Annotated in this window: 16 protein-coding genes; 13 read left to right on the forward strand and 3 right to left on the reverse strand. The window is 64.9% G+C overall.

What is annotated here, in order from left to right; genetic code table 11:
• Nucleotides 1–162: 162 nt before the first annotated feature.
• The 3 genes from ACZ0AJ_RS21205 (at nt 163) to ACZ0AJ_RS21215 (ending at nt 5,364) form a co-directional block, all read left to right on the forward strand.
• Nucleotides 163–1,779 carry a CehA/McbA family metallohydrolase gene (locus tag ACZ0AJ_RS21205; RefSeq protein ID WP_499456397.1) on the forward strand — a complete coding sequence of 539 codons (1,617 nt, stop codon included), beginning with the start codon at nt 163–165 and terminating at the stop codon, nt 1,777–1,779.
• A 103-nt stretch (nt 1,780–1,882) separates the two neighbouring features.
• Entirely contained in the window at nt 1,883–3,739 is a 1,857-nt protein-coding gene (locus tag ACZ0AJ_RS21210; protein ID WP_499456398.1) for a M1 family metallopeptidase, read from the forward strand.
• Entirely contained in the window at nt 3,736–5,364 is a 1,629-nt protein-coding gene (locus ACZ0AJ_RS21215) for a serine hydrolase (RefSeq protein ID WP_499456399.1), read from the forward strand. Before ACZ0AJ_RS21210 ends, ACZ0AJ_RS21215 begins: the two co-directional genes overlap by 4 nt.
• 122 nt (nt 5,365–5,486) lie before the next feature.
• On the opposite strand, the gene ACZ0AJ_RS21220 is transcribed toward ACZ0AJ_RS21215, so the two are convergent.
• Both ACZ0AJ_RS21220 and ACZ0AJ_RS21225 read right to left on the reverse strand, forming a co-directional pair.
• The gene (locus ACZ0AJ_RS21220) at nt 5,487–7,067 is read right to left on the reverse strand and encodes a S1C family serine protease (RefSeq protein ID WP_499456400.1); all 1,581 of its coding nucleotides are present in this window, start codon (nt 7,065–7,067) and stop codon (nt 5,487–5,489) included.
• A 107-nt stretch (nt 7,068–7,174) separates the two neighbouring features.
• Entirely contained in the window at nt 7,175–7,960 is a 786-nt protein-coding gene (locus ACZ0AJ_RS21225) for a class I SAM-dependent methyltransferase (protein WP_499456401.1), read from the reverse strand.
• A 352-nt stretch (nt 7,961–8,312) separates the two neighbouring features.
• Between ACZ0AJ_RS21225 and ACZ0AJ_RS21230 the strand changes: the two genes are divergently transcribed.
• From ACZ0AJ_RS21230 to ACZ0AJ_RS21275, 10 genes are all read left to right on the forward strand, one after another.
• Nucleotides 8,313–9,947: a TldD/PmbA family protein gene (locus ACZ0AJ_RS21230; RefSeq protein WP_499456402.1), complete on the forward strand. Its 1,635-nt coding sequence runs from the start codon at nt 8,313–8,315 to the stop codon at nt 9,945–9,947.
• A 12-nt stretch (nt 9,948–9,959) separates the two neighbouring features.
• Nucleotides 9,960–11,294: a TldD/PmbA family protein gene (locus tag ACZ0AJ_RS21235; RefSeq protein WP_499456403.1), complete on the forward strand. Its 1,335-nt coding sequence runs from the start codon at nt 9,960–9,962 to the stop codon at nt 11,292–11,294.
• A 139-nt stretch (nt 11,295–11,433) separates the two neighbouring features.
• A complete protein-coding gene (locus ACZ0AJ_RS21240; protein ID WP_499456404.1) occupies nt 11,434–13,071 on the forward strand; it encodes a TldD/PmbA family protein in 1,638 nt (545 codons plus the stop codon).
• Between the two features lie 10 nt (nt 13,072–13,081).
• Complete coding sequence (locus ACZ0AJ_RS21245; protein WP_332533293.1) at nt 13,082–14,419, forward strand: TldD/PmbA family protein; 1,338 nt, start codon at nt 13,082–13,084, stop codon at nt 14,417–14,419.
• Nucleotides 14,420–14,434: 15 nt separating this feature from the next.
• Nucleotides 14,435–15,058 (forward strand): DUF4159 domain-containing protein, encoded by a 624-nt coding sequence (locus ACZ0AJ_RS21250; protein WP_183554362.1) that lies wholly within the window; start codon nt 14,435–14,437, stop codon nt 15,056–15,058.
• Between the two features lie 3 nt (nt 15,059–15,061).
• Nucleotides 15,062–16,066, forward strand: a complete 1,005-nt coding sequence (locus tag ACZ0AJ_RS21255; protein WP_499456405.1) for an AAA family ATPase — start codon at nt 15,062–15,064, stop codon at nt 16,064–16,066.
• A gap of 14 nt (nt 16,067–16,080) precedes the next feature.
• The gene (locus ACZ0AJ_RS21260; protein ID WP_499456406.1) at nt 16,081–16,965 is read left to right on the forward strand and encodes a DUF58 domain-containing protein; all 885 of its coding nucleotides are present in this window, start codon (nt 16,081–16,083) and stop codon (nt 16,963–16,965) included.
• 6 nt (nt 16,966–16,971) lie between these two features.
• Complete coding sequence (locus ACZ0AJ_RS21265) at nt 16,972–17,955, forward strand: BatA domain-containing protein (protein WP_499456407.1); 984 nt, start codon at nt 16,972–16,974, stop codon at nt 17,953–17,955.
• Nucleotides 17,939–20,017, forward strand: a complete 2,079-nt coding sequence (locus ACZ0AJ_RS21270) for a hypothetical protein (RefSeq protein WP_499456408.1) — start codon at nt 17,939–17,941, stop codon at nt 20,015–20,017. The genes ACZ0AJ_RS21265 and ACZ0AJ_RS21270 overlap by 17 nt, the downstream gene beginning before the upstream one ends.
• Nucleotides 20,014–21,576 (forward strand): hypothetical protein, encoded by a 1,563-nt coding sequence (locus tag ACZ0AJ_RS21275; RefSeq protein WP_499456409.1) that lies wholly within the window; start codon nt 20,014–20,016, stop codon nt 21,574–21,576. Before ACZ0AJ_RS21270 ends, ACZ0AJ_RS21275 begins: the two co-directional genes overlap by 4 nt.
• A gap of 199 nt (nt 21,577–21,775) precedes the next feature.
• Here ACZ0AJ_RS21275 and ACZ0AJ_RS21280 read toward each other — a convergent pair whose 3' ends face one another.
• Nucleotides 21,776–24,199, reverse strand: coding sequence for a TonB-dependent receptor plug domain-containing protein (locus ACZ0AJ_RS21280; RefSeq protein WP_499456410.1), 2,424 nt, complete (start codon nt 24,197–24,199; stop codon nt 21,776–21,778).
• Between the last annotated feature and the right edge of the window lie 322 nt (nt 24,200–24,521).

Consider the following 24,521-nt stretch of genomic DNA (forward strand, 5'->3'; position numbering starts at 1 on the left):
GGCTGTGTTGACTGTGACCCCGGCTGTGTTGACTGAACGGCATTGCCGCAGGACCCGGTTCACTTATCCTCCTTGAAACAGGTCAAGGTTGATGGTCAAGCTGACAACGCACGGCACGCATGGCGCAAGGTGACAGGCTAGAGAAGTTGCAAGCTTGTCATCATGAAAACTGCATATCTGACCATCCTTGCCCTGTCGTTGTGCTGCAGTCCGGCCAACGCCGGCCCTGCCGAACACCAGGAGTTCGACGCCACGCTGTACACGCCGTTCCATGCTGGCACGTTAGCGGCACGCACGTTCACGCTGACGTTCGCGTATCCCGGCCTGGCGCAGCCGGCCGATGTCGACTGGCGCGTTGACCTGCGCGCGCCGGGCGGGCAGACCGTGTTGCAGTGGCGCGGCCAGGTGACGTTGGCCGGTGACGAGATCACGGTGACGGTGCCCTGGTCGGGGCGCCTGGGCAGGCAGCCGGCGCCTGACGGCATCTATCGCGTGCGCCTGCACGCGCTGGTGCAACGCGCGCCACATGACGCGATCGACCAGGAGTGGGAGATCGCGGTCGGCACGCCGCGTGGGTTGGCCACGCCCGCCTTTGCACCGCTGCCCGGTGCCTTCATGCCGGGGGCAGTGCAGGCCCCCGGCGCGCTGCCCTATACCGTCTGGCTGGGTAATCTGCACAGCCAGACCAACCACAGCGACGGCGGCGCCGATGTCGCCAGCTGCCGGAGCGCCCAGCGGCCGCAGTCGGCGCCGTATGGGCCTGCCGATGCCTTTGCCTATGCCCGTGGACGCGGCCTGGACATCCTCGTCGCGTCCGAACACAACCATATGTTCGACGGTTCGCCAGGCAGCGCGCCCGATGCCGACCCAGCCGCCGCCCGTGCCCTGTACCGCGCGGGCCTGGCCGCCGCCAGCATGTTCTCGGCGCAGCATCCGGGCTTTCTGGCGCTGTATGGCCTCGAGTGGGGCGTCATCGAGAAGGGCGGCCATATCAATATCTTCAACAGTGACGAGTTGCTGGGTTGGGAGACGAACGCCAATGGTGCGCCGTTCGCCGACACGATCACGCCGCGCAGCGATTACGCGGCGCTGTATGCGCTGATGCGCCAGCGCGGCTGGGTGGGTCAGTTCAACCATCCGACGCCAGCGGGCCAGTTCCAGGTGGGTGGCGTGCCGCTCGCCTACACCGAGGATGGCGGCGCCGCGATGGTGCTGTGCGAAGTGATGAACACCAGCGCATTCTCGAACAATGTGACCGAGACCGAAACCCGCCGCAGCAGTTTCGAAGGCGCCTGCAACCGCTTGCTCGAAGCGGGCTACCGGCTGGCCTTCAGCACCAACCAGGACAACCACTGCGCCAACTGGGGCGCATCGTACGGCAACCGCACCGGCGTGCTGCTGCCAACGGGCGTCGCGCTGAACCGCGCCAGTCTGGTCGACGCCCTTAGAGCGCGCCGCGTGTTCGCGACGATGGACAAGGCGTCCCAGCTGGTGTTGATGGCCAACGGCCACGTGATGGGCGAGCAGTTCACCAACCGCGGGCCGCTCACGTTGACGGCGAACTTCGCCAGCCTTGGCGGCAGGCAGGTGGCGGCAGTGGCGATCATGGAAGGCGTCCCGGGCCGCAATGGCGAGGTCACGCGCTTGTCGCAGCAGGCAGAAACCACGATCACGCCAGCGCCGGGCGCGCACTTCTATTATGCCAAGGTCACGCAGGACGACGGCAACGTGCTGTGGTCCGCGCCGGTGTGGGTCATGCAGGCAGAATCGGCGTATTGACAGCGGGTCGCCGCGTTTCAGCAGGCGCTTTCGCCGGCCTGACGCCCATGCTATTCTGCTCCCGCCTTCAGCCCGGCCGGGCTGTCATTTTCCGCGAGAGACCATGAACAAAAGCACCCTGCTGCGCGCCACCACCGCAGCCTTCCTGGGCGCGTGGAGCGCTTACGCGTTCGCGCTCGATCCCCTCAGCTACGCCAAATACGACCAGGTCAAGACCACGGCCCTGCACCTGGACCTGAAGGCCGACTTCGCGAAGAAAAGCCTGGACGGCTACGCCGAGCTGACGCTGAACTGGATCGACAAGAAAGCGACGACGCTCGACCTGGATACGCGCGAGCTGACGATCTCGAAGATCGAAGCGCAGGATGCGAAGGGCGCCTGGCGCAAGGCCGACTACACGCTCGGCAAGTTCGATGAAGAGAAGGGGCAGCCCCTGCAAATCAAGCTGCCGGTGCGCCAGACCAAGGTACGCATCCATTACCGCACCGCGCCAACGGCCACCGCACTGCAATGGTTGCAGCCGGTGCAGACCATGTCGGGCAAGTACCCGTTCATGTTCAGCCAGTCGCAGGCGATCAATGCCCGCTCGTGGGTGCCGATCCAGGACACGCCGGCCGTGCGCTTTACCTACACCGCGCGCATCGAGGCGCCGGAAGGCCTGCGCGTGGTGATGAGCGCCGATAACGACATGAAGGCAACCGGCAAGGGCGGCTGGAAATTCACGATGCCGCAGCCGATTCCATCGTACCTGCTGGCGATCGGCATCGGCGAGCTCGAAGCGCGCACGCTGGGCGGCCGCACCGGCGTGTACGCCGAACCGCAGCGCATCAAGGCGGCCGAGTACGAGCTGGCCGACACCGAGAAGATGGTCGCCGCGGCCGAGAAGCTGTACGGCCCGTATCGCTGGGGGCGTTACGACATGCTGGTGCTGCCGCCATCGTTCCCGATCGGCGGTATGGAAAATCCGCGCCTGACATTCCTGACCCCGACCATGATCGCGGGCGACCGCAGCCTGGTCGACCTGGTGGCGCACGAACTGGCGCACAGCTGGTCGGGCAACCTGGTCACCAACGCGACCTGGAAGCACTGGTGGCTCAACGAAGGTTTCACGACCTACGTCACCACCCGCATTCTGGAAGAAATCTACGGCAAGGAAGTCGCGCTGATGAACCTGCAGCTCGAGCAGGAAGAAGCGCTCGAGATGCTGAAGGACCTGCCGCCGGCAAAGCAGGCGCTGGTTTCGCGCCAGGCTGACACCAACGCTGCCGATTACCCGGACACCTCGCTGGCCTATCCGAAAGGCGCCTGGTTCCTGCACACGCTCGAGCAGCGCGCCGGCCGTGCCGCGTTCGATCAATTCCTGCGCGGCTGGTTCGACCAGCACGCGTTCCAGAGCGTGACCAACGAGCAGTTCATCGCCTACCTGCGCGCGCAGCTGCTGGCGAAGAACCCCAGGATCATGAGCGACGCGGAACTCGACGAGTGGATCCATGGCCCGGGCATCCCGGCCAGCGGGCAGCGCGCCGTGTCGCAGCGCCTGGCCAAGCTCAATGCCGCGATCGACGGCTGGACGAAGGGCACGGTATCGACCGCGCAGTTGAACGCCAAAAACTGGAACGCCGTCGAGTGGATGAAGTTCCTGAACGATATCGACAAGAAGGCCGACGCCGCCAAACTGGCAGAACTCGACCGCGCCTATGGCCTGGCCAAGTCGACCAACAACGAAGTGGCATTTCGCTTTTACCGCGCGGCGGTGCATGCCGGCTACCGCGACGTGCGCCCGGACATGGAAGCATTCCTGATGAGCGTGGGCCGCCAGAAGTTCGTGGTGCCGCTGTACGCCGCGCTGCGCGAAAAGGCCGAGGACCGCACCTGGGCCGAGGGCGTCTACAAGAAGGCGCGCGAGCGTTATCACCCCGAGACGCAATCGAGCGTCGACAAAGCGATGGGCAAGCCATGATGACGCGTTCTTCCAGCGGACTGTTGAAACACATCGCCGGCGCGGTACTGGTCGCGTTCTGCGGCGCCGGCCTGGCCGTCGCGCAAACGGCGACAGCACCCACCACTGCAGCGGCCCCCGCCTACAACCTGGACGCCGACGTCCAGCGCGTGTTGAAAACCTTCGACGTGCCGGGCATCGCCATCGCGGTGGTCAAGGATGGCAAGGTCGTCGTCACGCAGGGCTTCGGCGTGCGCAAGCTGGGCGACCCGACACCGGTCGACGGCAAGACGCTGTTCGAGATCGCGTCGAACTCCAAGGCCTTTACTGCCGCCGGCCTGGCGATGCTGGTCGACCAGGGCAAGTTGAACTGGGACGACCCGGTCATCAAGCACCTGCCCGACTTTCGCATGTACGACAGCTACGTGACGGCCGAGATGACGGTGCGCGACCTGCTCACGCACCGCAGCGGCCTGGGTCTGGGCGCCGGTGACCTGATGTGGTGGCCGACCACCACCTTCACCAGCGACGAAATCATCCACAACCTTCGCTACATCAAGCCGGCGACCAGTTTTCGCAGCAGCTACGCCTACGACAACCTGCTCTACATCGTGGCCGGCAAGATCATCGCGCAAAAGTCCGGCAAGGACTGGGGCACGACGATGCGCGAATGGATCCTCGATCCGGTCGGCATGAATGCAACCACCACCAGCCTGGCCGCGCACACGGCCGGCATGAACGTGTCGGCGCCGCACAGCAAGATCAATGGCAAGGCGGCGGTCGTCAAGCCGATGCCGGTGGCGAACGCCGTCGGCGCGGTGGGCATCAACACCAACGCCGAAGACATCGCGCGCTGGATGAACGTGCTGCTCGATAACGGCCGCCTGCCGACGGCGGCGGGCGGCAAGGAAGTACGCCTGTGGTCCGACAAGCAGGCACGCGAGATGTGGACGGCGCAAACGCCGATGACGGTCAGCCAGCCCAAGCCGTCGCTCGCGGCGACGAGGCCCAACTTCATGGCCTACGGCCTGGGCTTCCAGCTGCGCGACTACCAGGGCAAGCTGGTGGCAATGCACGGCGGCGCGCTGCAGGGCTTTTATTCGCGCGTACTGCTGGTGCCGGAAGCGAAGCTCGGCATCGCGATCTTCACCAACGCCGAAAGCGGCCCGTCGCTCAATGCACTGCAATATCGCCTGCTTGACGGCTACCTGGGCGTTGCGCCGACCGACTGGATCGGCCGCATCGCCGACATCGCGAACGAGGCCAGTGCGAAGGAAGCAGCCCGCGTAAAAGGTGAAAGCACGGGTCGCGCAAAAGCGTCGAAACCGTCGCTGGCGCTGGCCGGCTATGAAGGCGAGTACGAAGATGCGTGGTACGGCAAGGCGACGATCAAACGCGCCGGCAGCAAGCTGGTGATGTCGTTCGCGCGCACGCCCGACCTGACGGGCGAAATGGAGCACTTCCAGCACGACACCTTCATCGTGCGCTGGAAGGAGCGCAACTTCAACGCGGATGCATATGCGACGTTCTCGCTGGAGCCCGATGGTTCGATCGAGCGGCTGCGCATGAAGCCCGTATCGACCGAGACGGACTTCAGCTATGACTTCCAGGATTTGATGTTCGTGCCTGTGAAGAAGGCGAAGTGAATTCTTTTGGGTGGCTGCGCTGCTGACTTGGGTTCCCGCCTGCGCGGGAACGACGTGCTACGCTACCTCTGCCACGTCATTCCCGCGAAGGCGGGAATCCCAGTCCTGCGCCCGCCACCGACCTATTTCTTCCCCCACACCTTCATCATGTCGTCCGAGCCCTGCGAGCGCACCCCGTTGTCCGACAGGATTTCCTCGGTCGCATCGAGTGTCGCCTGGCGCGGCAGGATCATCGTCTCGCCATAGCGCTGGTCGAACTTCAGCACCACCTGCTCGTCCTTCAGGTCGCGCAGCAGTGCCACCAGATGCGCCAGGCTGCGTACCGGCTTGCCATTGACCGATTCCACGACCGACCCGAAGCGGTTGCTGTAGCCGCTCACCAGCTTGTGCGGGAAGAACGGCGCGCTGATCACGACCAGCTCTTCGCGCTCGGGCGTGGGCGAATCGCCGCGCTGCGTCACGAGCGGACTGGCGTTGAACGCATACGCATTCATCCCCGGCGCGCTGCCGCTGACAAAGGCCATGAATTCGCTGGTGGCGCGCGAGAACGCCACCGGGCCATAGATGAAGTACGACGGATAGCCGCCATCCAGGTCCGGGATCAGGAGCGGGCGCGCGCCGGTGGCGGGCACCTCGACCTTCATCGGCTTGCCGCCGCGGATGATCGACATCGGCACCTTGCCGTTCTTCGCCACCTGCTGGATGCGGTACTGGAAGCGCACGCGCAGGCTCGAGCCCAGCTTGACCATCCCCTGGTTGTCGATCGCATGCTCACCGATGTGGGTGATCACGTCCCATTCCTTCAGCGGCCAGGCGGCGTCGGTGCGGTACGGTCGGTGCACCACAGCGCCCTCGACCGATTTATCGAGCTTGAGGTACTGGCGCAGCGCCGGGCTTTCCAGCGTCTGCACGCTGTCATGCAGCAGCGGCTTGCCATCGTAGGTGCCGTCGGCCACGTCGCGCAGGAACAGTTCGATTTCTTCGTTGGGGATCACGTAGCCGATGCTCTGCGCATTGGTCACGTTGGCGAACGCCAGGCCGATCATGCGCTCGCCGGCGATTACCGGCCCGCCGCTGTTGCCCGGGTTGATCGGCGCGTCGATCTGGATGCGCAGGCCCGAGCTGAAGGCGCCGTAGTTGACGAATTCCACGCGCGAGATGATGCCGGTGGTGGTTGACAGCGAATTGCCGCCGACCGGGTAGCCGTAGGCGAACACCTGCTGGCGCACGTCCGGCAGCACGGCGGCGCGCGGCACCGGCGGGCGCTTGTCAAAGAACGAGGGGTCGTCGAGCTCCAGCACCGCCAGATCGAGCCCGCGCGCCAGCGCGATGACCTTCGCCGACACCTTGTCGCCCGACTGGCTGGCCTGCACCTCGACCTGGCTGGCGTAACCCACCACGTGGGCATTGGTCAGGATGCGCTTACCCTCGATGATGACGCCGGAACCCGTGATGGCCATTGGCGCCGACTTGGTCCAGGGCTTGTACGGGTCGGGCCGGCGCACGGTCGCAAAAATCTTGACGACCGAGTTTTCGACGGCAGGCAGGGCGGGGGCGGGCGTGGTGGTGCGCGTTGCGGCAGGGACGGCGGGGGTGGGAACAGCGGTGGCGGCGGCCGGCTGGGCGTCTGGCGGTACTGATTCCTGGGCATGGAGCGCGCCGGAGACGGCCAGCGCGAGAACGGCGAATCGCAAAGTCTTCATGGTTTCCTTCGGTTGCACGGGAGGGCTATCAACCGAAAGAATATACACGTGCGCCGCAAAAGAAAATACGTGGGAAGGCCTCGGCCTTCCCACGTCATGCAGGCTGCTTACTTCTTGACGAACTTGAGCGTCATGCGATCGCTCTCGCCGATCGCCATGTACTTCTCGCGGTCCTTGTCCTTGTTGGCCAGCACCGGCGGCAGCGTCCAGACGCCTTTTTCATGATCTGCCTTGTCCTTCGGATTGGCGTTCACTTCCGACTTTGCGGCCAGCTTGAAGCCGGCCAGGTCGGCCATGCGGATCACATACGCCTCGTGCATGTAGCCGCTCGATGCCTTGGCATCCTGCGTCATCTTGACCGGCAGGCGGTGCTCGACCACGCCCAGCACGCCGTTCGGTTTGAGGACCTTGTGGACTTCTTTGAGCGTGGTGACCACGGCCTCGTCGCCCGCGCCCAGCCAGTTGTGCAGGTTGCGGAAGGTGACGACCATGTCGGCGCTGTTCGGCGCGCCCAGCTCGAAGCGGGTCGGCGGCTCGAACACCACCGGCATCACCTTGTCATACACCTTGGCGTCGGCAGCGAGCTTTTCGCGATAGGCCTTGCCGCCGCGCGATTCTGGCGCACCGGCAGCGCCAATCAGCTTGCCGTTGTCGCGCAGGTAGGGCGCCAGGATCTCGGTGTACCAGCCGCCGCCCGGCGAGAGCTCGATGACCGTCATGGTCGGCTTGATGCCGAAGAAGGTCAGGGTTTCGTAAGGGTGGCGGAACGCGTCGCGGGCCTTGTTGGCGGCGGCGCGGTGCTCGCCGGCGATGGCGGATTTCAGGGCGTCGTCCGCGTGCGCGGCGCCGGCGATGCCGGTTGCCAGCATTGCGGCCAGGATCAGTCGTTTCATCGTGCGAGGTCTCCATGATGGTTGACGACGGGCGGTGCGCCGTCGTCGCTGCGCTGATGATCAGGGAGGCACGGCGCACAGTCAAGCATTCGTCACATATGCATAGGCGCAGGGCGTTTTCGCCAGTACTGGCAGCCTGCAAGGTGCGCGAGCTCCTACGCAAAGTACGTACATATTTGTGCATTGAGGTGGCACAACAATTGCCTATTCAAAAGCTTAACTTACTGCTATGGTTGAGCGGTTTGTCACGTTTTCATCTGTCATAAAACCAAAGCATAAGAGCTGTAATTACAAGAGCGGCCCGAGCTGTTCGCGGAACCGCTGCCCGGACGAAGGTTATTCAGGAGATCTCATGGAACGCCGTACCTTTCTTAATCTCAGCAGCGGGGCAGCCGCCTCGATGCTGCTGCCTTTCGGTCGCGCCATCGCTGCCGAAGAGCTCACCAGCAGCATGCCAGTGGCCGCCAAGAAGGCGCTGGCCGATGTCGCGCTCAACGCCGCCACCAAGGCCGGCGCCAGCTACGCCGACGTGCGCATCGGTCGCTACCTCAACCAGTTCATCACCACGCGCGAGCTGAACGTCGAAAACGTGGCCAACACCGAGTCGGCCGGCGTGGGCGTGCGCGTGATCGTGAATGGCGCCTACGGCTTTGCCGCGACGTCCGACATGTCGACCGATGGCATCGCGAATGCGGCGCGCCAGGCCGTGGCAATCGCCAAGGCCAACGCCAAGCTGCAGACCGAACCGGTGCGCCTCGCACCAGTCAAGGGCGTGGGCGACGTGTCGTGGAGCACCCCGATCAAGAAAGACTGGCGCACCGTGCCGATCGCCGAGAAGACCGATATGCTGATCGCCGCGAACAAGGCCGGCATGGAAGGCGGCGCGAACTTCATGCAGTCGATGCTGTTCCAGGTGAACCAGCAAAAGTATTTTGCCTCGACCGATGGCTCGTACATCGACCAGGACGTGCATCGCCTGTGGGCGCCGTTCTCGGCCACCGCGGTCGACAAGGCCAGCGGCAAGTTCCGCTCGCGCGCGGGCCTGAGCTCCCCGGTGGGCAAGGGGTACGAGTACTTCGACGCGCGGCCCGAGCACAAGATCAAGGCCGCCGGCGGCATCGCCACGCTGTACACCGAATCGTATGACATCATCGAAGACGCCCGCGCCGCCGGCCGCGACGCCAAGCGCAAGCTGACCGCCAAGTCGGTCCAGCCAGGCAAGTACGACCTGATGCTGGCGCCCGAGCACCTGTGGCTGACCATCCACGAGAACGTCGGCCACCCGACCGAACTCGATCGCGTGCTGGGCTTCGAAGCCAACTACGCCGGCACCAGCTTTGCCACGCTCGAGAAGCTGCAATCGAAGAGCTTCAAGTACGGCTCGCCAATCGTCAACATCTTCGCCGACAAGACCACGCCAGGCTCGCTGGGCGCCGTCGGTTTCGACGACGAGGGCGTGAAGTCCAAGCGCTGGGACATCATCAAGGACGGCATCCTGGTCAACTTCCAGGCCACGCGCGACCAGGCCCACATCATCGGCGAAAAAGAATCGCATGGCTGCTCGTATGCGGACGGCTGGAACACGGTCCAGTTCCAGCGCATGCCGAACGTCTCGCTCGCACCGGGCAAGACCAAGCTGACGCCGGACGAAATGGTCAAGGGCATCAAGAAGGGCATCTACATCGTCGGCGACGGCTCGTTCTCGATCGACCAGCAGCGCTACAACTCGCAGTTTGGCGGCCAGCTGTTCTACGAAATCAAGGACGGCAAGATCGGCCAGATGCTGGAAGACGTGGCGTACCAGTCGAACACCCAGGAATTCTGGGGTGCCTGCAGCGCCATCTGCGATGAACGCGACTGGCGCATGGGCGGCTCGTTCTTCGACGGCAAAGGACAGCCGCCGCAGATCAGCATCGTCTCGCATGGTTCGTCGACCACGCGCTTTAACGGCATCAATGTGATCAACACCGCTCGCAAGATCGGCTAAGCAGGGGCGCACATGAGTATCTTGACCCAGGAACAAACCAAACGCATCACCGACCGCGTGCTCTCGCTGAGCAAGGCCGATGAATGCATCGTCAACATCGAGGGCAACCGCATCGGCAATATCCGCTTTGCGCGCAACGCCGTCTCGACCGCCGGCCTGGCCGACGACGCCCGCATCCAGGTGCAGGTCGCCTTCGGTAAAAAGCAGGGCACCGCGACCATCAACGAATTCGACGACAAGTCGATCGAGCGCGCAGTGCGCCGCGCCGAGGACCTGGCGCGCCTGGCGCCGGACAACCCGGAATTCATCCCGGCCATCGCCAAGACCGCGTACAAGCCATCGGATACGTTCGTGCAGAAGACCGCCGACATCGATCCGGAATACCGCGCGCAGGCTGCGGCCTATGCGATCGAAGGCTGCCGCAAGCGCGGCCTGGTGTCGGCCGGCTTCTTCACCGACCGCACCAGCTTCCAGACCATCGCGAACTCGAATGGCCTGTTTGGCCACCAGGTGGCAACGTCGCTGGACTTCACGCTGACCGTGCGCACCGAAGACGGGCGCGGTTCGGGCTGGGTCAAGCGCTCGGCGCGCGACGCCGCCAAATTCGATCCGCGCGAAGCGGCCGAAATCGCGATCGAGAAAGCACTGCGCTCGGTCGACGCCAAGGCGCTCGAACCTGGTCGCTACACGGTCATCATGGAGCCGGCCGCCACGTCTGATCTGCTCAGCTTCATGCTGGGTGGCTTCGATGCGCGCCGCGCCGACGAGGGCCGCAGCTTCCTGTCGAAAGCCGGTGGCAAGAACCGCCTGGGCGACAAGCTGTTCGACCAGCAGGTCAATATCTGGTCCGACCCATGGGACAAGGATGTCGCGGTGCTGCCGTGGGACGACAACATGCTGCCGCGCGAGCGCGTGGAGCTGGTCAAGGACGGCAAGATCAATGCACTGGACTACTCGCGCTTCTGGGCGCAGCAGAAGAACCAGCGCGCAGTGGGCGCGGCCGGCAACATCATCATGGCCGGCACCAACAAGACCACTGAAGAACTGATCGCGAATACCAAGAAGGGCGTGCTGGTCACGCGCACCTGGTACATCCGCATGGTCGATCCGCAATCGGTGCTGCTCACGGGCCTGACTCGCGATGGTACGTTCTACGTCGAAAACGGCAAGATCAAGCACCCGATCAAGAACTTCCGTTTCAACGAAAGCCCGGTGTCGATGCTGAACAATATCGAGGAAATCGGCAAGCCGGTGGTCATCGGCGCCGATGAAGCACGCTACTCGATGCTGATCCCGTCGATGAAAATCCGCGACTTCAACTTCACGTCGCTGTCGGACGCAGTGTAAGTACCTCCAGGCCGTCGTTCCCGCGCAGGCGGGAACCCAAGTTCTCATGAGCCGCAATGACGCATGCAAGCTTGGGTTCCCGCCTTCGCGGGAACGACGTGCAGGCGCTCACGCGAGCGCAAACGTAAACGGATAACTCATGGAACGTCGACAATTCCTGCATATCGGCGCCGGCACGGCTGGCGCGCTGTTCATTCCGGTCTTCGGCAACGCGATCGCGGCCGAAGACCTGCTCAACCCGATGGCGGCAAGCGCCAAGAAAGCCCTGGCCGACACCGCGATGAACGCGGCGACGCAAGCCGGCGCGTCGTACTGCGACGTGCGCATCGGGCGCTACCTGAACCAGTTCGTCATCACGCGCGACCTGAACGTCGAGAGCATCAACAACACCGAATCGAGCGGCGTCGGCGTGCGCGTGATTGCCGGCGGCGCCTACGGCTTCGCCTCGACCAACGACATGACGACCGACGGCGTGGCCGGCGCCGCACGCCAGGCCGTGGCGATTGCCAAGGCCAACGCCAAACTGCAGACCGAGCCGGTGCGCCTGGCGCCCGTCAAGGGCGTCGGTGAAGTGGCATGGGCCACGCCGCTCAAGAAAGACTGGCGCACGATTCCGGTCAAGGAAAAGGCCGACATGCTGATCGCCGCGAACAAGGCGGGCCTGGATGCGGGCGCGAACTTCATGACCGCGTCGCTCTTCCAGATCAACCAGCAAAAGTATTTTGCCTCGACCGACGGCTCGTACATCGATCAGGACATCCACCGCCTGTGGGCGCCGATCAATGCCACCGCCGTTGACAAGAAGAGCGGCAAGTTCCGCTCGCGCGGCGGCCTGGGCGCCCCGGCGTCGATGGGCTATGAATACTTCGACGCGCGCGCCGAGAACAAGGTGCGCGCCGCCGGCGGCGTCACGAGCCTGTACAAGAACGCCTACGACATCATCGAAGACGCCCGCATGGCCGGCAAGCAGGCACGCGAAAAGCTGTCGGCCAAGTCGGTCGAACCGGGCAAGTACGACCTGGTGCTCAGCCCCGAACACCTGTTCCTGACGATCCACGAAAACGTCGGCCACCCGACGGAACTGGACCGCGTGCTCGGTTACGAAGCCAACTACGCCGGCACCAGCTTCGCAGGCCTCGACAAGTGGCAGACGAAGGCGTTCAAATACGGCGCCGAGCGCGTCAATTTTGTGGCGGACCGCACCACGCCAGGCTCGCTCGGCCTGATCGGCTACGACGACGAAGGCGTAGCGGCCAAGAAGTGGGACATCATCCGCAACGGCGTCCTGGTGAATTACCAGGCCACGCGCGACCAGGCCCACATCATCGGCGAGAAGGAATCGCACGGCTGCTCGTACGCCGACAGCTGGAGCACGGTGCAATTCCAGCGCATGCCGAACGTCTCGCTCGAGCCGGGCAAGAGCCGGCTTACCCCGGATGAGATGGTGGCCGATGTCAAGAAGGGCATCTACATCCTGGGCCGCGGTTCGTACTCGATCGACCAGCAGCGCTACAACTTCCAGTTTGGCGGCACGCTGTATTACGAGATCAAGAACGGCAAGATCACGAACCCGCTGGAAGACGTGGCCTACCAGGCCAACACGCAGGAATTCTGGAATGCCTGTACGGCGATCTGCGACGAGCGCGATTGGCGCATGGGCGGGTCCTTCTTCGATGGCAAGGGCCAGCCAAGCCAGGTGAGCGCCGTGTCGCACGGGTCGAGCACCACGCGCTTCAACGGCATCAATGTCATCAACACCGCACGCAAGATCGGCTGAGGAAACCAAGATGAAAGCGCTCAATCAGGACCAAGCAAAACGCATCACCGACCGCGTGCTCGCCATGTCGAAAGCCGACGAGTGCACCGTGTCGATCGAAGGCAGCCGTGTAGGCAATGTGCGCTTCGCGCGCAACAGCGTCTCGACCGCCGGCCTGACCGAAGACATGCAGCTCGTCGTGCGCGTGGCCTTCGGCAAACGCAGCGGCACCGCGATCGTCAACGAATTCGACGACAAGTCGCTGGAAAAAGCCGTGCGCCGCGCCGAAGAACTGGCGCGCCTGTCGCCGGAAAACCCGGAGTTCATGCCGGCGATTTCCAAGCAGGCCTACCGCGCCACCAGCACCTTCGTGCCGGCCACCGCAGCGATCGACCCGGATTTCCGGGCGTCGGTCGCGGCCACCAGCATCGAGATGGCGCGCGCCAAGAAACTCGTCACGGCGGGCTTCTTCACCGACAGCACGCGCTTTTCGACGATCGCCAATTCGAACGGCGTGTTCGGCCACCAGGACTTCACCGACCTGTCGTTCAGCCTCACCGCGCGCACGGAAGACGGCCGCGGGTCGGGCTGGGTCACCCGCGCCGCCGTCGATGCAGCGCGCTTCGATGCGCGTGAAGCATCCGAGGTCGCCATCGAAAAGGCGCTGCGTTCGGTCGACGCCCGTGCGCTGGAGCCAGGCCGCTACACGGTGATCCTGGAGCCGGCGGCGACGTCGGAAATCCTCGGCAATATGTTCAGCGCGTTCTCGGCCCGTTCGGCCGACGAAGGCCGCAGCTTCCTGGCCAAGAAGGGCGGGGGCAACCGCCTGGGCGACAAGCTGTTCGACAGCCAGGTCAATGTCTGGGCCGACCCGTGGGACAAGGACGTACCGGTTGCGCCATGGGACAACGAATCGCTGCTGCCGCGCGAGCGCACCCAGTTGATCAAGGATGGCCGCATCGCCTCGCTGGACTATTCGCGCTACTGGGCGCAAAAGACGGGCAAGCGCGCTACTGCGGAACACGGCAACATGATCATGGCGGGCGGTACCAAGTCGCTCGAAGAGCTGATCGAAGGCACTAAGAAGGGCATCGTCGTCACGCGCACCTGGTATATCCGCATGGTCGATCCGCAGTCGCTGCTGCTCACGGGCCTGACCCGCGACGGCACGTTCTACGTCGAAAACGGCAAGATCAAGTACCCGCTCAAGAACTTCCGCTTCAACGAGAGCCCGGTCACGATCCTGAATAACATCGATGAACTGGGCAAGCCGCAGATCATCGGTGGCGACGAGGTGCCGTTCCAGATGGTGCTGCCGCCGATGAAGGTGCGCGACTTCAACTTCACGTCGCTGTCGGACGCGGTCTGACGGTCGGGCATCGACATGGCCAGTTTTGACTTCTACTTCACACGCCTGATGTACGAATCGGGCAACTGGGACGTGGATGTCCGCATGCCGAGCAACGTGCTGAACTCCCTCGTGGAGTACACCACGTTGCGGGTCGATACGACGGAGCGCATGGTGGCCTTGTCCGACCCGAAGATGCTGCAGGCGCCGTTCTGCTACCTGGCCGGCCACAAGCTGGTGCAGTTCACGCCCGCGGAGCGGCGCAACTTCGAACAGTATGTGCGTGGCGGTGGTTTTGTCTTTGTCGACGACTGCAACCACGACATCGACGGCCTGTTCGCCAAGTCGTTCGAGGCCGAGATGGCGAAGATCTTCGGCCTGAACGCACTGAAGAAAATCCCGAACAAGCACCCGCTGTACTCGTGCTTCTTCAAGTTCGAGGACGGCCCGCCCACGACCGGCATGGAGCTCAATGGCTGGGGCGACGACCTGGTGCACGAGTACCTGAAGGCGATCGAGATTGGCGGGCGCGTGCGCGTGCTGTACTCGAACAAGGACTATGGTTGCGAATGGGACTACGACTTTCGCAACAAGCGTTTTCTGGCGGTGGACAACACCCGCTTTGCAGTGAACATCATTCAATATGCGTTGGGAGCATGACCAGTGGCTGACAGTAATTCGATAGCGTGGGACGAACAGGAAATCGCTGCACTGACAGCAAAAGTGGGCGAGCTCAAAGCCAGCATGGCGCGCGTGATCATCGGCCAGGAAGACGTCGTCAACCTGCTCGTCACGTGCTTGCTGGCCGGTGGCCACGCGCTGGTCGAGGGCGTGCCGGGGCTGGGCAAGACGCTGCTCGTGAAATCGCTGGCGCAGGCGACCGACATGCAGTTCCGGCGCGTGCAGTTCACGCCCGACCTGATGCCGTCGGATATCGTCGGCACCGAGATTCTCGAAGAAGACCAGGCCACGCGCCAGCGCGCGTTCCGCTTTCAGCCTGGCCCGGTGTTTACGCAAGTGCTGCTGGCCGACGAGATCAACCGCGCGCCGCCAAAAACACAGTCGGCGCTGCTCGAGGCAATGCAGGAGCGGTCGGTCACCTTCGCCGGCCAGACGCACAAACTGCCACGGCCCTTCTTTGTTCTGGCCACGCAGAACCCGATCGAGCAGGCCGGAACGTACCCGCTGCCGGAAGCGCAGCTGGACCGCTTCCTGCTGCGCATCGATGTCGTATACCCGACCGAAGACGAAGAAGTGCTGATGGTCTCGCGCACGACGCACGCCGGTTTGCAGGACGCCGAGCCAGTGATGGATGTCGCCACGCTGCTGCGCCTGCAGCAACTGGTGCGCGACATCGAGATCGGTGACCATCTGGTGCGGTATGCCACGCGCCTGGTGCGCGCCACGCGCCCGAGCGAGACCACGGTCGATGCCGTCAAAAAGCACATCGGTTGGGGCGCCGGGCCGCGTGCCGGCCAGGCGCTGGTGCTGGCGTCGAAAGCACGCGCATTGATGCAGGGCCGGCTGGCCGTGACCCGCGACGACATCGGCGCGATGCTGCTGCCGGTACTGGCGCACCGCGTGCTGCGCAACTTCGAGGCCGAAGCCGACGGCATCGCCATTGCGGATGTGTTGCAGTCGTTGCAGCGCGAGATCAAGGTAGCGTAATTGGCGATCGCAGAATGTCGTCCGTGAATCCGGCGCTGATCGCGCACACGACCAGGCTCGATCTCGTGATCCGCCACGTGCTGGCCGGGCTCGGGCACGGCATCCACGCGGGGCGCGAGCGCGGGGCCGGTGTCGAGTTTTCCGAGTACCGCTCGTACGTGCCGGGGGACGAGTGGCGCCGCGTCGACTGGAAGCTGGCCGCGCGTGCCGACCGTTATTTTGTGCGCGAGGCGGAGCGTGACAGCCACGTCGCCGTCTGGCTGATCCTCGACGCCAGTGCGTCGATGGCCGAACCGAGCCGCAGCATTGAGGGCATCGACAAACTGACCTGTGCGCGCACGCTGCTGGCCTGCGTCGCTGCCATCGCGCAGCGCCAGGGCGATGCGTTCGGCCTCGTGATCCTGAGCGACGGCAAGGTGACGTTCACGCCGGCCAATCGCGGCCCGCGCCATCTGCAGCGCGTGCTGGCGCAGCTGCAGCGCGCCACGCCCGCCGGCCAGTTGCCGGACGCCGCCGCACTCAAGGCCAGCCTGCACTTTGCCCTCTCGCCCAGCGCGATTTATGCGGCGAGCGACCTGCTCGACTGGCCATCGCCGCTGTCGCTGGCATTGACCCGGCTGCGCCAGATGCGCCACGACGTGCGCGTGTTGTGCCTGCAGACGCAGGCCGAGATCGACGCCAGCTTCCCGGACACGCAGGCGTACCGCGACCCCGAGCATGACGAAGGGGTGTTCCGCTTCGGCGCCGACCTGAAGGAAGGCTACCGCCGCAACCGCATGGAACACTTCGACCGGGTGACGGCCCAGTGCCGCAAGAATGACATGCCGTTGACGCTAGCCGCCATCGAGCAGGCGCCGGGCGACGTCCTGCGGCGCTGGCTGCGCCGGCCATCGAGGTAATCGCCCATGAATGCACTCTGGTGGTTTGCGCTTCCCGTATTGCTGCTGCCGGTCTGGTGGCACCGGCGCAAGCGCGTGCAGAACCAGGCCGCGCCCATGGCCACCGCGCGCTTCCTGCCGCGCACCGAGCCGAAACAGACGCGCGTGTGGCGCTGGAGCGATCCGCTGCTGCTGCTGGTGCGTTGCTTGTTGCTCGCGGTGCTCATCGCTTGGCTGGCTGACCCGGTCTACCCGTGGCGTGGCGACACGGTGGTCGTGACCGCGGGCACCGATTCCGTTTGGGTCGAGCGTGAAGCGGCGCAGGTTGGCCTGACGAAGGCCGAGCGCGTGACGCTGCCGGCGGCGCAGGCATTGAGCTGGTTGCACACGCATGAACGCGAATGGGCTGGCGACGCCCGCCTGCTGGTGCTGGGCGACGTGCCGATGCCGGCCACGAAGCCGGTGTTTGGCCGTGACATCACGGTGCGCACGCAGCCGACCGCGCCGGCCAACGTGGAACGGCACGTGGTCATCGCCAGCGAGCGAGCGCAAGCCTGGCGCCGCCTGTTCGCGGCGCAGGATGGTGTCGAGAAGATCGTCGTGGACGAGGCGCCTGGTGCCAGGACGGACCTGATCATCTGGGACCGCGCCGGGGCGCCACCTGCGGCGCTGCGCGCGGCGCTGTGGTGGGTGACCAATCCCGCAGCCTTCCCCGAGCTGGCCAAGGCGCGTACGCTGAACGGTTTGCAGTACGCCGACAGCGCGCGTGGCCGCCTGTGGCATCACCCCGCATGGCCGCCGCAGGATGTGGACGCCGCGCGTGCGCTGCTCGACACCTGGCAGCAGCTGCACATCGGGCGACGTCCCTACACCTTGCCGTCGCAAACGTTCGCCGCCTCGAAAGGCGCCAACGCACCGGCGCCGAGCGGCGCATTGCGCGACATCCTGCTGGCCATCCTGGTTGGCTTGTTCGTCCTTGAAAGGAGTCTCGCGCATGCACGGAGGCGTTGAGATCACCAAACGCGTATGGCGCGCAGCCCAGCTGCGCCGCATGCCGCTCTGGATCGGCGGGGCCTTGCCCTGGCTGGTCATTCCGTCGGGCCCGGGTTTGCTGGCCTGGGCCGGCTGGTGCGCGCTGGACTGGGTCAAGCTGCGCCGCCGAGTGGCGTATGAATGGCCAGCGTGGCTCGATGGCGCCGTGCCAGAGATGGAAGACAGTGCGGCCCTGCTCGACGCGGCTGACACGCCGATCGCGCGCCTGCAGCAGCAGCGCCTGTTCGCGCGGCTCGATGCGGCCGTCTCGCGCCAGCAGCTGCGCCAGATCGCGCGCCAGCATGTATCGAGCGGTCTGCCGATCCTGCTGGTCAGCGCGGTGCTTGCGGGGATGGTGTGGTACGCGACCACGCGGCCGGCGCAGGAGGGTGCCGTCACGTCGCCCAGCCCCGCCAGCAGTGCGACCGCCGCCACGCTGGCCGGCCTGACGCTCAAGCTCGCGCCGCCTGCCTACACGGGCGTGGCGGCATCCACCTCGGCGCCGCGCGATCTGCAGGTGCCGGAGCAGACGGTCGTGACGTGGTGCCTGACCGGTGGCACGGGCGGCAACAATAAAATTGAGCTGGGTAACGGTGAAACACTCGAACCCGGTGAACAGTGCGCGCGCTGGACGGCCACCGAATCGGTCGTCTGGCGCTGGCGCGGCGCGCGCCACACGCTGCGCGTGATTCCCGATGCGCCGCCCGAGATCACGATCAGCGCACCGAGCCAGATGATCCAGGACCTGCGCGACAACGCGACGGGCACCACGATGACGGTCCAGGTCAAGGACGACTACCGGATCACCCGCGCGACGCTGCACATGACGCTCGCGCAAGGCAGCGGCGAGAACGTGCGTTTTACGGATCGCGAGATGCCGCTGCCAGCATCAAACAATCCCAAGCTGCGCAACTGGTCCAAGACGTGGGCTTTGAACGAACTGGCGATGGAGCCGGGCGACGAGCTGTATTTTTTCGTCCGCGCGACCGACAACGCGGGCCGCGCGCAGACCGTGCAGTCACCGACTTACACGGTGCGGCGTCCGGCGCCGGAACAGGAAGCCGAAGAAGAGAGCGCGGCGATGCCGTCACTGGTAAAGCCAGCGTCGCTGCGCAGCCAGCGCCAGATCATCATCGACACCGAACAGCTGATCGCCGACATGCGCAGCACGAAGCTGGCAGCCGCCGACGTGCGTGATCGCAGCGAGCGGATCGGCGACGACCAGGCGCAGCTGCGCCGCCGTTACGGCCAGTTCCTGGGCGAAGAGTCGACGCTGTTCGGCGAAGAAGCGGCCAAGGCGCCACGCGCCGCCGAAAAGCCTGCCGAAGAAGGCCACGAGGGCCACGATCACGCGCCCGGTGGCCATGACCACGATCACGACGAGCCAAATCAGCGCAAGGGCGGCATCGTCAACGAAACGCAGCAGATCCTGGCAACCTACGGCCACGCGCACGACGAAGCCGAGAACGCGACGATGTACGACGAAGGCACCAAGAAGGTGCTGCGGCGCGCGCTGGTCGCGATGTGGGACGCCGAAAAATCACTGCGCGCGGTCACGCCGAAAAGCGCGCTGGCTCCCGAACACAAGGCCCTGGAAGCGATCAAGGAATTGCAGCAGGCCGAGCGCATCTACCTGCACAAGACCGCCTTCACGCCGCCACCGATCAAGGAAGAAAAGCGCATGACCGGCGAGATGGATGGCGCTGCCAGCTACCGCCGCACGCAGGCGGAGCAGGCGGCGGCGCTGCCGGAAGAGCTGCGCGCGCTGGTGCAGGCCTTATCGGGTGAGGCCGCGCTGCCGGGGCTGTGGATGCGCACCGCAAACGACTGGGTGCGCACGCGCCTGGTCGAGGACGAGCAGCGCCTGGCGGCGCAGCGCGCGATCCAGGACGTGGCCGACGGCTGCATCGCCTGCCGCCCGGTGCTGCGCGCCTGGTTGCGTTCCGGCGCGGGGCAGGTGCTGTTGCAGGCGAAGACCAGCGTCGATACGGCGTTCGCGCGCCGCTGGCGCGAGTCGGCTGATGGAGTCGCCAAGCCATGAATCTGAATTGGGCAGGGACAGCCATGAACCAGCAGTGGCTCATCGCCGCCATCGTAGTCGTAGGCATCGTCAGCGCCGGCCTGTATCTACGCCGCCGCCAATGGCTCGATGCGCTGCTGGTCATCGTCGCCGCCGCGAGCCTGGGCCTGTTCGCGCTGGACTTGCGCATGCCGGGCGAGGGCGGCCGCACGCTGGCCATCGATCCGGCCGCGCCACCGGCGTCGCTGGAAGGTGTGAACAGCCTGACGCTGAAGGGCGATGGCCTGCGCGCCGCCGAATGGAACGATTTGCCGGCACGGCCGTTGGCTTGGGAAGCGCCACGCGGCGGCGCGCTGCGGCTTGCGTTCCCCAGTCAGGTGGCGCTGGGCCGCCAGTTCACGCTGACGGTCAAGCGCGACGACAAGACCGACGCGCGGCTGCAACTGCTGGCCGAGAATGGCCAGCAGTTGGCAGAAGCGCGCGGCACCGGCGACCTGCACGTCGACTGGATGCCACCGGTGGTCGAGCGCGTCGTGCTCAAGGCGCGGCTGCTCGACGCCAAAGACAAGGTGATTGCCGAGGGACCGGTCCCGTTCACCGTGCACGAACCAGTACCGCTGCAGGTTGTCGGCCGCTTCGGCGCGCCATCGTTCGACCTGCGCGCACTGAACGACATGCTGACCGCCAGCGGCGCGCTGCTCGACTGGCAAGTCACGCTGGGCCGTGCCATCACGCGCACCGAAGCGCCGCGCACCGAGATGGCGTCGCCCAACCTGATGGTGATCGACGCCGCACGCTTCGAGCGGATGGCGGCGGGTGAACGCTCCGCGCTGCTGGACCGTGTGGCCAAGGGCATGCCGCTGCTGGTCCTGGGCGGCAACGCGAACGATCCCGGCATCTGGTCACGCACGCTGCAATTGCCGCTGCGCGCACAGCCACTGGGCGCAAAGATTGATGCGCCTCTGGAGATGCCGGTGGCCTCGCTGCTGCCCGCATCGCGCGACCCCGGTCCATGGCGCGGCACTGACAATATGGTCTGGACCCGTGACTGGCAACAGGGCCGTATCGCCTGGCTGGGCGTGACCGAATGGCACCGCCACGCGATCGCCGAGCCGCGCGCGCTGGCGCTGTGGTGGCAGGGCGTACTGGATCGCGTGGGTGTCGAAGAGCGGCACAAGACCGAATGGCTGGCACCAGGCGACATGCCGCTGGCAGGCCAGCGCCTGGAACTCTGCGCGCGCGGTGTCAGTGGCCAGGTCACGCTCCCCGATCTGAAGCAGTCGCTGGGCTGGCAGCGTCGCGCAGACCGCGCCGATGCATCCTGCGCAGCGCTGTGGCCGCAAAAAGCAGGCTGGTTGCAACTGCAGGACCAGAGCGCCGGCCCGCATGCAATCTACGTGTATGCGAAGAACGACTGGCCCGGATGGCAGGCAGCCGAACGGCGCGACGCGACAGCTCGCTACGCGGCCCGTTCGCAGATCCAGCCGGCAACCGGACCAACACGGCCCGCACCATCCTGGCTATTCGCCCTCGCTTTCGCAGCAGCCATATTGTTGCTGTGGTGGCGCGAGCGGCGCTGAAAAAAAGCCGGGGTCAGGTCTGACATTCGGACACGGCCCCAGCCTTAGTGATGGGTCTTCAGACGACTGTGCAATTACCGCGCCGAAATCGATCATAAAGGCGAACGTCGCTTTACTTTTTCGAGCGCGAATTGAGCGACTAGTGAAGAGGTCGTGTCCGAATGTCAGACCTGACCCCCGCTGTTGAACTATCAGCCCATCAGAACGTGTAGTCCGCCTTCACATACGCCGTGCGGCCGTTCATCCCGAACGGGCAGGTCTCCCAGCAATACGTGAAGCCCAGTTGCGGGAAGGGTGCTGCGCGTACCGGATCCCATTTGGTTGGGTAGGTGTCGAACAGGTTGTTGATCCCTGCTGACAGGCTCAGGCTCTTGTTGAACGTGTAGCGGCCCGTCAGGTCGACGATCCATTTGGCTTCCCACGTCTGCACGAATGGCGCCGTGAAGCCCTGGCCCTGTACTTCGCCGAAGTAGTTCGCACGGCCCGTCACGTTCCAGGCGCCGGCCGTGTAGTCCGCGGAGACGACGTGGTGCTTGCGTGGCTGGCCGCGTTCGATCAGCGTCACCTGCGCATCGTCGAACAGCTGCGCGCCGGTCAGCACGGGCGATTGCGAATTGCGCGCCTTGACCTCGGTCTTGTTGAAGCCCAGCTGGCCGGACAGCACCAGGGTCGAGCCCTGGCCGCGGATGGTCTGCTGCGCCACCAGGTCCAGGCCCGTGGTCGACGTATCGATCGCATTGGTGAAGAACTGCGCCTGGCCCACGCGCAGCGGATCGAGGATCGCGCGGATCGGGCAGGCGGCAGGCGTTGCGCAGGCGCCCGACTCCGGCGAGATCGTGCTCGAGAACACGATGCGGTCGTCGATCTTCGTGCGATACACGTCGGCGGTCAGCGAGAACGTGGTGGTTGGCCGCAGGATCACGCCGATGCTGGCGCTCTTGGACGTTTCTTCCTTCAGCGGTGCGATGCCGAAGGCGCGCGTGACGGCGCTATCTTCACGCGCCGTCAGCGTTTCGGTCAGCACGCCGGCCGAATTCAGGTTGGTCGAGACCGAGCTGTAGAACTTCTGCTGCACGCCTGGCGCGCGGAAGCCCGTCGATGCGCTGCCGCGCAGGCCGAACGAGCGGCTCGGGTCCCAGCGTGCATTGAGCTTGCCGATCGTGGTGTTGCCGAAGTCCGAATAGCGCTCGTGCCGCACTGCCGCGCCGACCGAGACATCCGGGCCGAACTTGCGTTCCAGGTCGAGGTAGTACGCCGTGTTGTGGCGGCCCTGGTCGACCGCCGTCGATGGCGTATAGCCCGGGAAGCCCTGGATGCCCGAGGCCGCGATGCCGCCGGTCTGGTCGCGGATGATGATCGCAGGGTTGTTGGTGCGGCCATACTGGTACGAGACCGGGTCGCCCGCTTCGATCTCGTAATTGTCGCGACGCCACTCGAAGCCCGCGGCCACGAACAGTTCACCACCCAGCAGATTGACCGGGCCCTTGAAGTCGAGGTTGAACGTGGTCTGCTCGAACTTGAGCGTGCCGGTGTCGGCTTCGCGCGGCGATTCGCCGTTTTCGTACCAGTAGCTGACGTTGATCGAGTTCCGTTCGTGGAACTGGAGCTGGCTGCGGCCGTGGTTCACGCTCGCGTCCACTGACCAGTCCTTGCCCAAGTCGTGGCGGTAGCCGACGGCGAGCGACGCATCCTGCACGGTGGTGACGATGTTCGGCAGGAAGCCTTCCGGGTACACCGCCGGCACGTTGCGCCCATCTTCTTTCGGGCGGAAGAAGCCGCCCGAGTCGCCCTTGCGTTTCGAGGCGCCGCCGAACGCATACAGCTCGCCGCCGCCCATCGGCAGGGCCGAATTCATCCACAGGTAGTAATCCTTGGCGTTGCTGTCGCCCAGGCGCTGCGTGACGCGTGGCGGATTGACGCGCGCCGTGTCCAGGCCGGCGCGGTTGGTTTCGTCGCGCTTGCGCGCTTCAACCGACAGGTTCAGGTAGCCGCCATCGCTGCCCAGCGCGAAGCCGCGGCTGGCGCTGGCCGAGTAGGTGTCGCCATCGCCTTCGTCGGTCGTGCCGGCGCTGGCGCTGACGATGCCGTTGCCGACACCCTTCTTGAGGATGATGTTGATGACGCCCGCGATCGCGTCCGACCCGTACTGGGCGGCGGCGCCGTCGCGCAGCACTTCGATCGACTGGATCGCTGACAGCGGGATCGCGTTGATGTCGGTGCCGGCCGAGCCGCGGCCGATCGTTTGCTGCACATTGACCAGCGCCTGCTGGTGGCGGCGCTTGCCGTTGATCAGCACGAGCAGCTGGTCGGGGCCGAGGCCGCGCAGCGTGGCGGGGCGGATGATGTCGGTGCCGTCGCTGACGAAGGTCGACGTGAAGTTGAACGACGGGTCGAGGTCTTGCAGCACCTTGCCCAGTTCGAGCGTGCCGGCCGACTGGATGTCTTTGGTGCTGATCAGGCCCACCGGCACGGCGGTATCGAGCGCCGTCTTGGCCTGGGTGCGCGAGCCGAGCACCACGACTTGCGACATATTGCTGTCGGCTTCCTGTGCGCTGGCTGGTGCGAGCGCCGCCAACAGGGCCGACGCCAGCAGGGCGCGTCGTGGCAGTGTTTGTTTCATCATCCTCTGTCCCCTTTTCATCGATTTTTTATGTTGCTCTGTTATCAGAGCATTATTTAATCTTAGCAACGGGGTAGGGCGCCGACGATAAAGCATGTGAAATAAGTAAATACGAACGTGCCTCTAGAGCAAATGCGTCGTACAAAAGAGACATGTTTGCTCGTTAGACGATACTTTCATGAGCAGCGAGTAATGCTTTGAGTATTAAGCACTTTTCTATAAGAAATTATGTTCGAAAAGTATTGTTTTATTGTTACGTTATTTAACAAGTTTTTCAAATGTGCGCGGCTCGCGACAAGCTACGATAGCCATTAACCATGCCAAA

The organism is Telluria sp. AC161 (assembly GCF_979258535.1).

Coding starts and splice junctions, on each gene's coding strand:
- ACZ0AJ_RS21205 (WP_499456397.1), top strand. CDS start 163: ATGAAAACTGCATATCTGACCATCCTTGCCCTGTCGTTGTGCTGCAGT.
- ACZ0AJ_RS21210 (WP_499456398.1), top strand. CDS start 1,883: ATGAACAAAAGCACCCTGCTGCGCGCCACCACCGCAGCCTTCCTGGGC.
- ACZ0AJ_RS21215 (WP_499456399.1), top strand. CDS start 3,736: ATGATGACGCGTTCTTCCAGCGGACTGTTGAAACACATCGCCGGCGCG.
- ACZ0AJ_RS21220 (WP_499456400.1), bottom strand. CDS start 7,067: ATGAAGACTTTGCGATTCGCCGTTCTCGCGCTGGCCGTCTCCGGCGCG.
- ACZ0AJ_RS21225 (WP_499456401.1), bottom strand. CDS start 7,960: ATGAAACGACTGATCCTGGCCGCAATGCTGGCAACCGGCATCGCCGGC.
- ACZ0AJ_RS21230 (WP_499456402.1), top strand. CDS start 8,313: ATGGAACGCCGTACCTTTCTTAATCTCAGCAGCGGGGCAGCCGCCTCG.
- ACZ0AJ_RS21235 (WP_499456403.1), top strand. CDS start 9,960: ATGAGTATCTTGACCCAGGAACAAACCAAACGCATCACCGACCGCGTG.
- ACZ0AJ_RS21240 (WP_499456404.1), top strand. CDS start 11,434: ATGGAACGTCGACAATTCCTGCATATCGGCGCCGGCACGGCTGGCGCG.
- ACZ0AJ_RS21245 (WP_332533293.1), top strand. CDS start 13,082: ATGAAAGCGCTCAATCAGGACCAAGCAAAACGCATCACCGACCGCGTG.
- ACZ0AJ_RS21250 (WP_183554362.1), top strand. CDS start 14,435: ATGGCCAGTTTTGACTTCTACTTCACACGCCTGATGTACGAATCGGGC.
- ACZ0AJ_RS21260 (WP_499456406.1), top strand. CDS start 16,081: ATGTCGTCCGTGAATCCGGCGCTGATCGCGCACACGACCAGGCTCGAT.
- ACZ0AJ_RS21265 (WP_499456407.1), top strand. CDS start 16,972: ATGAATGCACTCTGGTGGTTTGCGCTTCCCGTATTGCTGCTGCCGGTC.
- ACZ0AJ_RS21270 (WP_499456408.1), top strand. CDS start 17,939: ATGCACGGAGGCGTTGAGATCACCAAACGCGTATGGCGCGCAGCCCAG.
- ACZ0AJ_RS21275 (WP_499456409.1), top strand. CDS start 20,014: ATGAATCTGAATTGGGCAGGGACAGCCATGAACCAGCAGTGGCTCATC.
- ACZ0AJ_RS21280 (WP_499456410.1), bottom strand. CDS start 24,199: ATGATGAAACAAACACTGCCACGACGCGCCCTGCTGGCGTCGGCCCTG.